A 9,026-nucleotide genomic window follows, 5' to 3' on the forward strand; every position below is an offset into this window, starting at 1 on the left:
GCGCCTGCCGGCCGCGGAAGGCCGGGCATCTTGAGCCGCGCCGGTCCGGTCCGGATCCTGGGACTGGACCCGGGCCTGCGCCACACCGGCTGGGGGCTGATCGAGGCGGAGGGGACCCGGATCCGCCATCGCGGCCATGGCGTGCTGAACATCGACGCCAGCCAGGGGCTGTCCGACCGCCTGGCCGCGCTGCATGCCGGCCTGTCCGAGGTCGTCGGCGCCTGGACCCCGGACGAGGCTGCGGTGGAAGAGACCTTCGTGAACCGCAATCCGGTATCGACCCTGAAGCTGGGCCAGGCCCGCGGCATCGTGCTGCTGGTGCCGGCGCAGGCCGGCCTGCCGGTCGCGGAATATCCCCCCAACCTGGTGAAGAAGACGGTCGTCGGCACCGGCCATGCGGCGAAGGAGCAGGTCCTTGCCATGGTCAAGGTGCTGCTACCCGGCTGCGGCGTTGTCGCCGGCGATGCCGCCGATGCGCTGGCGGTGGCGATCTGCCATGCGCAGCACCGTCGCCATGCCAGCCTGGCGGCGAGCCTGCGATGAGCGCCATGGCGAATGGCTTTGCAGCGAAGGGGGGCGGGCGGTGATCGGTCGGCTGGTCGGGCAGGTGGTGGACTGGGATGCCGACGGCATCCTGTTCGATGTCGGCGGCGTCGGCTACGAGGTGGCCTGCGCGCCGCCGACGATCGACGCGATGCGGGCCGCCGCCGGGCCGGCGGTGCTGTGGGTGGTGACGGAGGTCCGCGAGGATGCCTTCGACCTGTACGGCTTCCGCAGCCGGGAGGAGAAGGGCTGGTACCGGACCCTGCGCGGCGTGCAGGGGGTGGGCCCGCGGGCGGCCCTGGCGCTGCTGGCGACCCTGCGGCCGGCAGACCTGATGCTGGCCCTGGGCAGCGGCGACAAGGCGGCGCTGACCCGGGCGCCCGGCGTCGGGCCGAAGCTGGCCGCGCGGCTGGTGACGGAGCTGAAGGACAAGGTGGCCGGGATGGGCCTGGCCGCGGCCGGGGCGGCGGCGTCGCCCGGCCCGGCACCGGTGGCGGCGGAGCCGGCGGCCGACGGCCTGCTGGCGGATGCCGTTTCGGCGCTGACGAATCTGGGCTATGGCCGCTCCGACGCGTTCCGCGCGGTGGCGGCCGAACGCGATGCCCAGGGCGAGGGTGCGGCACTGGACGGGCTGATCCGCGGCAGCCTGAAGCGCCTGTCGGCGCAGTGAGCGGCATGGCAAGGGGCGGAGCTTGAGCGACCCGGACGGAGAGAGGCTGGTGGGCGGCGCGGCGCAGGACGCCGACGCGCCGGATGCCGTACTGCGCCCGCAGACCCTGAAGGAGTTCGTCGGCCAGCCGCAGGTCTGCGAAAATCTCGGCGTCTTCGTGGAGGCGGCGCGGCGCCGCCGCGCGGCGCTCGACCATGTCCTGTTCGTCGGGCCGCCGGGCCTGGGCAAGACCACCCTGGCGCAGATCGTGGCGCGGGAACTCGGTGTGAACTTCCGCGTTACCCACGGTCCCGTCATCGCGAAGGCAGGCGACCTGGCCGCCCTGCTGACCAACCTCGAAGAACGCGACGTGCTGTTCATCGACGAGATCCACCGCCTCTCGCCCGCGGTCGAGGAAGTGCTCTATCCGGCGATGGAGGATTTCCAGCTCGACCTGATCATCGGCGAAGGCCCGGCGGCACGATCGGTGCGGATCGACCTGCCGCCCTTCACCCTGGTCGGCGCCACCACCCGGCTGGGGCTGCTGACCACGCCGCTGCGCGACCGCTTCGGCATCCAGCACCGGCTGGACTTCTACAGCGTCGAAGACCTGGTGACGGTGGTGCGCCGGGCGGCGCAGATCGAGGGGCTGAGCCTGACCGACGATGGCGCGCATGAGATCGCGCGCCGGGCCCGCGGCACGCCGCGGGTGGCGGTGCGGCTCTTGATGCGGGTGCGTGACTTCGCCCTGGTCGCCGGCGCGGAGCGGGTCGACCGGGTGAAGGCGGATGCCGCCCTGCAGCGGCTGGATGTCGACCAGCGCGGCCTGGATGCGATGGACCGGCGCTACCTGAAAGTGGTCGCGCAGGATTTCAACGGCGGCCCGGTCGGTATCGAGACCATCGCCGCCGCCCTGTCGGAGCCGCGCGACGCGATCGAGAGCATCATCGAGCCCTACCTGATCCAGCAGGGCATGCTGCAGCGGACGCCGCGCGGACGGGTGGCGCCGCCGGCCGCCTTCGCCCATCTGGGCCTGCCGGCGCCGGCGCGCGATCCGCTGGCGCGGTTGCAGGCGGACCTGCCCCTGGATGCGGGAGGCGAGGATGACCTCTGAGGGCGGGGCGACGGACGGCGAGGGCTGGTTCGCCGGCGACAGCCACCGCTTCCCCCTGCGGGTCTACTGGGAAGACACCGATGCCGGCGGCATCGTCTATCACGCCAACTACCTGCGCTTTTTCGAGCGCGCGCGCAGCGACCTGCTGACCTGCCTGGGCATCCGCCAGCAGGTGCTGCTGCAGGAGGCCGGCCTCGCCTTTGCCGTCACCGGCATGGCCTTGCGCTTCCGCCGCCCGGCGAAGCTGGAGGACCGGCTGCAGGTCGCCACCCGGCTGACCGCGCTGGGCGGTGCCAGCATGACCCTGGAGCAGCTTTGCCTGCGCGGCGCAGAGGGCGATGGCGACAGCGAGGGGGAGCGCCTGGTGGAGGCGGAGGTGCGGGCGGCGCTGATCGACCGCGGCGGCCGCCCGCGGCGGCTGCCGGACCATATTTCCGCCGCATTCGGCCCGGTGGCCGCCACACTTTCACCAAAATCTTCCCGGATTTCTGACACACAGCACACGCTGGGGCGAGGGCATGGAAACTGAAGTCGTCGAGGCCGGTTCGACTGTTGTCGAGAACCTGTCGATCTGGGGCCTGTTCTTCCAGGCCGACATCGTCGTCAAGATCGTGATGATCGGGCTCTTGCTCGCTTCCGTCTGGGTCTGGGCGATCATTTTCGAAAAGCTGTTCCGGTTCCGCCGGGTCAATGCCGATGCCGATGCCTTCGAGCAGGAATTCTGGTCCGGCGGCTCGCTGGAGGACCTGTACGACCGGATCGCGGGCAATCCCGGCCACCCGATGGCCGCGCTGTTCGCCTCCGCCATGCGCGAATGGCGCCGCTCCGCCGAACGCGGCCTGGTGCGCCTGGCCAATGCCGGCTCGCTGAAAGAGCGGATCGAGCAGGTGATGGCGGTCACCCGCGACCGCGAGCTGGCGCGCCTGGAGAAGCAGATGAGCGTGCTGGCGACGATCGGGTCGACGGCCCCCTTCATCGGCCTGTTCGGGACGGTCTGGGGCATCATGAACGCCTTCACCTCGATCGCGGCCAGCCAGAACACCTCCCTGGCGGTGGTGGCGCCCGGCATCGCCGAGGCGCTGTTCGCCACCGCGCTTGGCCTGCTGGCCGCCATCCCGGCCGTCGTCGCCTACAACAAGCTGAACGGTGACCTGGATTCCTATGCCGGCCGGCTGGAAGGCTTCTCCGGGGAGTTCTCCGCGATCCTGTCGCGGCAGCTCGACGAGGAATCGGTGGCCGCCTGATGGGAGCCCAGCTTTCCGGCGGCGGTGGCCGCCGCCATGGCGGCCGGCGTCGCGGTGGCCGCATGAGCGAGATCAACGTGACGCCCTTCGTGGACGTCATGCTGGTGCTGCTGATCGTGTTCATGGTGACCGCGCCGCTGCTGACCGTCGGCGTCCAGGTCGACCTGCCGAAGAGCGAGGCGCCGAACATCCAGGGCTCCGACGAGCCGCTGACCGTCACCATCGATTCGGCCGGCCTGATCTACATCCAGGAGACGGAGGTGCCGGAGAGCGAGCTGGCGGTGCGCCTGAAGGCGATCGCCGGCGAGGCACCGGACCGGCGGATTTTCGTGCGCGGCGACCAGGCGATCAACTACGGCCAGGTCGTCGAGGTGATGGGCGTGATCAACCAGGCCGGTTTCAAGCGGGTCGCGCTGATCGCACAGGCGCCGCGCCGCAACTGACGGGCGCGACGTGACGGCTGCGCGGGACGGCATGAACCCGGGTGGGCTGCGGAACGTTGGGACAGACGGCGCAGGGACGGGACCGATCGTGGCCCCGGCGCCGGTATCGCCTTTGAGGAAGTGCTGACTTGCGCATCCGCGCCTACATCCTGTCGGTCCTGTTGCATGTGGCGGTCCTGGTGCTGACCGTCACCGGGCTCAGCCTCTGGCCGGACGAAACGCCGCCGCCGGAGCAGACCTTCACCGTCGAGTTCGGCCCGGTGGCGGAACTCGAGCAGGTGGCCGAGGTGCAGGCCCCGCTGCCGGAGAAGGACGTGCCGATCCCGAAGGCGAAGCCTTCGCAGGTGGTGGCGGCCGCGCCCTCGGCACCGGTGGTGGACAAGGTGACCGCCTCGCCGGAGACCCGGCAGGCCGACGCCGCGCCCGCGCCCAGCGTGCCGCAGCCCACGGTGGATGCGCAGCGGGTGCCCGAGCCGCCGCGGCCGCAGGCGGTGGAGGCGGCCCGCGCCGCCGCGCGCGAGGTGCCGCAGCCCTCCGCCGTGTCGGAGAAGGTGGAGACGCCGCGCATCTCCACCGCGCCGGACCCGGCGAAGGTCGATGCGCGGCAGGCCGAAACGGCAGAGGCGGAGCCCGCGCAGGGTGGCGCACCGGCGGAGGAGGCCGCGCCGAAGGCCGCAGACGTGCCGGAGGCCGCGGTGGCCAGCGCCAGCCGCGCGGCGCCGGCGCAAAGCAGCAAGGCCGACAAGGCCGACAGCGAACAGGTGGCGGCCCTGCAGCCGGTCGAAAAGCCGGAGGAGCGGGAGGCGGAGCGGCAGGAAGCAGTGCAGGCGCCGGAACCGCCGGCGCCGCAGCCGGTTACCAGCAGGGAAACGAACGAGGCGGTGGCGCCGGAGCCGGACCGCAAGGTGGAGGATGCGAAGGAGACCGCTGAGCCGGTCCGCCAGACCACCCCCGCCAAGCCGCAGACGGTGCAGAAGCCGGAGAAGGTGGAGACGGCGGAACCGGACACCGCACTCTCGGAAGCTGTACCGCGGCCGAAGTCGCGGCCGAAACGCCTGGAGGTGGCGACCGCGCCGCAGGAGACCCGGCCGGAGCCGCCGAAGACGGAGGACAAGGCGCCGCCCAAGGACAAGCTCAATCTCGACCGGCTGTCGGCGCTGCTGGACAAGCGGCTGGACGACAATCCGAACGTCCGCCGCGACGAGGAGAATGCCGCGCCGCGGCGATCCGATACCATTGTGCGGCAGACCCGCGATACGGCGCTGTCCAGCCAGCCGCTGTCGTCCAGCGAGCTGTCGGCGATTCGCGCGCAGTTCGAGCGTTGCTGGAATCCGCCGACCGGCGCGCGCAATGCCCGCAACCTGGTGGTGGTGGTGCGGATCTGGCTGCGGCAGGACGGCAGCCTGCTGCGGGAGCCCGAGGTGACCAACCGGGGGGATCCGGGGGACCAGTTCTGGCGCGTGGCGGCGGAAAGCGCCGTGCGCGCGGTGCGTAAATGCGAGCCTGTTATGGGTTTGGATCCAGGGAAGTATGACCGATGGCGCGAAATCGAACTGACCTTCAATCCGAGAGACATGCTGGGATGACCCGGGCGGCGGCACTGCCGCTGCCGTTCCGCGAATGGCCCGGCCACGTCCTGCTGGCGCTGGCGCTGCTGGCCAGCCTTGCGGCCTTGCTGGCGGCGGGCCCGGTGCGGGCCCAGTCCGACGAATCGCGCGGCGCCGACGGCCTGCTGCGGATCGACATCACCCGCGGCAATGTGGAGCCGCTGCCGATCGCGATCTCCGATTTCGACGGTGCGGACGCCGCCGCGCGGCAGCGCGGCGCCAACATCGCCGCGGTGGTCCGCGCCGACCTGGAACGGTCGGGCCTGTTCGCCCCGGTCGACCCGCGTTCCCACATCCAGCAGCCGCAGGAGATGCGGGGCACGCCGCGTTTCCAGGACTGGCGGGTGCTGAACGCCGTGGCGCTGGTCACCGGCCAGACCGAGCTGCAGTCCGACGGCCGCCTGCGTACGGAGTTCCGGCTCTGGGACCTGCTGGCGGAGAAGCAGCTGACCGGGCTGGCCTTCTTCACCACGCCGGAGAACTGGCGACGGGTGGCGCACCTGATCGCCGATGCCATCTACGAGCGTCTGACGGGCGAGGAGGGCTATTTCGACACGCGGATCGTCTATGTCGCGGAATCGGGCCCCGCCGCGAAGCGGGTGAAGCGCCTGGCGATCATGGACCAGGACGGCGAGAACCACCGCTTCCTGACCGACGGGCAGTTTCTGGTGCTGACCCCGCGCTTCAGCCCGACCCGGCAGGAGATCACCTACCTGTCCTATTTCGGCGACCGGCCGCGGGTCTACCTGTTCAACATCGATACCGGCCGGCAGGAACTGGTGGGCGACTTCCCCGGCATGACCTTCGCGCCGCGCTTTTCGCCCGACGGCAATTCGGTGGTGATGTCGATGGCCTCCGACGGCAATTCGGAGGTCTACACCATGGACCTGCGCACCCGGCAGAAGCGGCGCCTGACCCACGACCCGGGCATTGATACCTCGCCCTCCTTCTCGCCGGACGGGCGGATGATCACCTTCAATTCCGACCGGTCGGGCAGCAAGCAGATCTACACGATGAACATCGACGGCAGCGACCAGCGCCGGATCAGCTTCGGCGACGGGCTCTATTCCACCCCGGTCTGGTCACCGCGCGGCGACCTGATCGCCTTCACCAAGGAGAAGGGCGGCCAGTTCCATATCGGCGTGATGCGGCCCGACGGCAGCGGCGAGCGGATCCTGGCCAGCAACCGCTACGTGCAGGAGGCACCGACCTGGGCCCCGAACGGGCGGGTGCTGATGTTCTACCGCGAGACGCCGTCGGACAGCCGCGGCGGCGGCAAGGATGCCAGCCTCTGGTCGATCGACCTGACCGGCTTCAACGAGCGCCAGGTGATCACCCCCATGGGGGCGTCGGACCCGGCCTGGTCGCCGCCGGCGCCCCTCGATCAGTAGGCGCAAGCGTAGCGGAAAGCGAGGCGGAACCGAAGCGGCGGCCGGCCTGCGGCAGAATGGCAACAGCCGGTCGCGAATGCAGCAAAGATGCGATTGCCAACGCGAACCGGCAGATGCTATCAGGGTTATTACGCGCGCCGGCTCGATGGAACATGGTGGTCACGGGGGACGGACGGCCATGGTACGTTGTGCCGTGGGCGTGGGCCCGGCGTGGTCCGGTTTGCCACGTGGTGCGGCTGCGTGAGGGAGCAGTGAAGGAGATATCAGCCATGCGCGTACTGTCCTTTGGACCCAAGGTCCTGACCGTTCTTGCCGTTCTCGGATTGACCGCGGCGTGCGAAACCGCACCCGAGGCCACCGGCGAGATGGTCCAGGAAGCGGTCGTCGTCGAACAGGGCGTTGTGCCGGGGTCCGAAGAGGATCTGGTGCTGAACGTCGGCGATCGCGTCTACTTCGCATTCGATAGCTATGCCCTTCGGCCGTCGGCCCAGCAGGTGCTGGACCGCCAGGCCGCCTGGATGTCCCAGTATCCGCAGAACAACCTGCTGATCGAGGGGCATTGCGACGATCGCGGCACCCGCGAGTACAACCTCGCACTCGGCGAACGCCGGGCCAATGCCGTCCGTCAGTACCTGATTTCCAAGGGTGTGGCTCCGGCGCGTCTGTCGACCATCTCCTACGGGAAGGAACGCCCGGTGGCGTTCGGCAACAACGAGGCCGCCTGGGCGCAGAACCGGCGCGGCGTCTCGGTCCTGAGCAACTAGCCAGGCCATTGCCACAGGCATCGGACCCGGCCGGCTGATTGCCGGCCGGGTCCTCCTGCCTCTCTTCTGCTGCCAGGGCGTCACGACGCCGCCCGGTCCGGCCGTGAGGCATCCCGATACCGAGATCGGGTCCAGGCATCCCGGCACATGGCAGGGCAGCAGATCGAAACCGTCGCTTCATGGCTGCATTCCCGGCCCGGGGCATGAGGGTTGAACGGCCGCAGAGCCGTCGGCACCTCCCCAAGCGAACCCGGGTTCGTCCTAAGGCGCGGGGCCGGCCGGGTCCCCGCTCTCTTCTCCCGCCGCAGGATCTTTTCAGCTTTTTCCGATGTCCGCCCCGGCATTCGCCCGGAAGCGCGCCCTTGCGTCGCCCAGGGGAAGCTGAACGGCGCGACGGTCTGCGCCACGGCCTGCCGGCATGGCGCGGAAAGCGTCTGCAGGGGGCCGAAAGCACTTGATCCGCATCCCCGGCGAGGTGAACCTTGCCCATCGGGTGGGGTTAGTCAGCCGAGGGCGGGCGCGTCGCCGGCCGCGCCATGCGCCGTCCCGATCGGGGCGGTCATCGGCATGGACAGCCGGCGGCCTCGCGACACAGAAGGCGGTTGAGATGCGGTCCGATTTGCTGTTCCCCCAGTTCCTGCTGCTTCCCGAGGTCCTGCGACGTCCGGCCCGGACGGGCGGACACCTGCCGCGACGCCGCCGGGTCGCCGGCATTGGCCCGGCCGCTCTCCTGGCCGCCGCCCTGGTCGGTGGCGGAGGGACCATCGCGCCGGCCGGGCCTGTGCTCGCACAGTCGGACCCGTCGATGCAGGCGATCGTGGCGAAGCTGAACCGGCTGGAAGCCGACCTGAACAGCCTGCAGCGCAACGTCTATCGCGGGACGGTCCCGGACCGTTCCGACACGGCATCCCCGGCCGCCAGCGGCGATATCGGCAGCCAGCTCTATACCTACGAGGAAAGCCTCCGCCGGCTGACCGCCCAGGTGGAGGAACTGGCCCACCAGCAGCGCCAGATGGACGATCGCCTGACCCGGCTGTCGGAGGATGTCGAGTTCCGGCTGCAGGAGATCGAGGGCAAGCTCGGCCTCAGCGCCGTCGGCGGCACGGGTGGCAGCGGCGGCGGCACATCCGTCGCCGCGGCGCCGGCCGACAGGGACGGCGCGACACCGGCGGGGACGCAGCAGCTGGGGACCCTGAGCGTGGACCGCGACAGCGGCACGCCGCGCGGCGCGCAGGCCGGTACGGGGAGCGATGCGGGCGGCGGCCGTTCGG

The 9,026-nt window shown here is 70.7% G+C and carries 10 protein-coding genes; all 10 read left to right on the forward strand.

Annotated features, from left to right (window positions below; all coding sequences use genetic code 11):
- Positions 1-30 precede the first annotated feature (30 nt).
- A complete protein-coding gene (ruvC, locus tag ACFOGJ_RS23865; protein WP_379905356.1) occupies positions 31-543 on the forward strand; it encodes a crossover junction endodeoxyribonuclease RuvC in 513 nt (170 codons plus the stop codon).
- A gap of 40 nt (positions 544-583) precedes the next feature.
- On the forward strand, positions 584-1,213 hold the full coding sequence (gene ruvA / locus ACFOGJ_RS23870) for a Holliday junction branch migration protein RuvA (protein WP_379905358.1): 630 nt from the start codon (positions 584-586) through the stop codon (positions 1,211-1,213).
- Between the two features lie 22 nt (positions 1,214-1,235).
- The gene (gene ruvB, locus ACFOGJ_RS23875) at positions 1,236-2,306 is read left to right on the forward strand and encodes a Holliday junction branch migration DNA helicase RuvB (protein WP_379905360.1); all 1,071 of its coding nucleotides are present in this window, start codon (positions 1,236-1,238) and stop codon (positions 2,304-2,306) included.
- On the forward strand, positions 2,296-2,835 hold the full coding sequence (locus ACFOGJ_RS23880; RefSeq protein WP_379905362.1) for a tol-pal system-associated acyl-CoA thioesterase: 540 nt from the start codon (positions 2,296-2,298) through the stop codon (positions 2,833-2,835). Before ruvB ends, ACFOGJ_RS23880 begins: the two co-directional genes overlap by 11 nt.
- Complete coding sequence (gene tolQ, locus ACFOGJ_RS23885; protein WP_379905364.1) at positions 2,825-3,550, forward strand: protein TolQ; 726 nt, start codon at positions 2,825-2,827, stop codon at positions 3,548-3,550. Before ACFOGJ_RS23880 ends, tolQ begins: the two co-directional genes overlap by 11 nt.
- Positions 3,551-3,612: 62 nt before the next feature.
- Positions 3,613-3,993, forward strand: coding sequence for a protein TolR (tolR, locus tag ACFOGJ_RS23890; RefSeq protein ID WP_379905366.1), 381 nt, complete (start codon positions 3,613-3,615; stop codon positions 3,991-3,993).
- 128 nt (positions 3,994-4,121) lie between these two features.
- Entirely contained in the window at positions 4,122-5,579 is a 1,458-nt protein-coding gene (locus tag ACFOGJ_RS23895) for a hypothetical protein (RefSeq protein ID WP_379905367.1), read from the forward strand.
- On the forward strand, positions 5,576-6,991 hold the full coding sequence (tolB, locus tag ACFOGJ_RS23900) for a Tol-Pal system beta propeller repeat protein TolB (protein WP_379905369.1): 1,416 nt from the start codon (positions 5,576-5,578) through the stop codon (positions 6,989-6,991). Before ACFOGJ_RS23895 ends, tolB begins: the two co-directional genes overlap by 4 nt.
- 269 nt (positions 6,992-7,260) lie before the next feature.
- Positions 7,261-7,755: a peptidoglycan-associated lipoprotein Pal gene (pal, locus tag ACFOGJ_RS23905; protein ID WP_379905371.1), complete on the forward strand. Its 495-nt coding sequence runs from the start codon at positions 7,261-7,263 to the stop codon at positions 7,753-7,755.
- A 607-nt stretch (positions 7,756-8,362) separates the two neighbouring features.
- Positions 8,363-9,026 (forward strand): hypothetical protein (locus ACFOGJ_RS23910; RefSeq protein ID WP_379905373.1); only part of this gene is annotated, 664 nt, incomplete at its 3' end.

Origin of the sequence: Marinibaculum pumilum, from assembly GCF_042646425.1 — a bacterium.
Lineage (GTDB): Bacteria > Pseudomonadota > Alphaproteobacteria > Ferrovibrionales > Ferrovibrionaceae > Marinibaculum > Marinibaculum pumilum.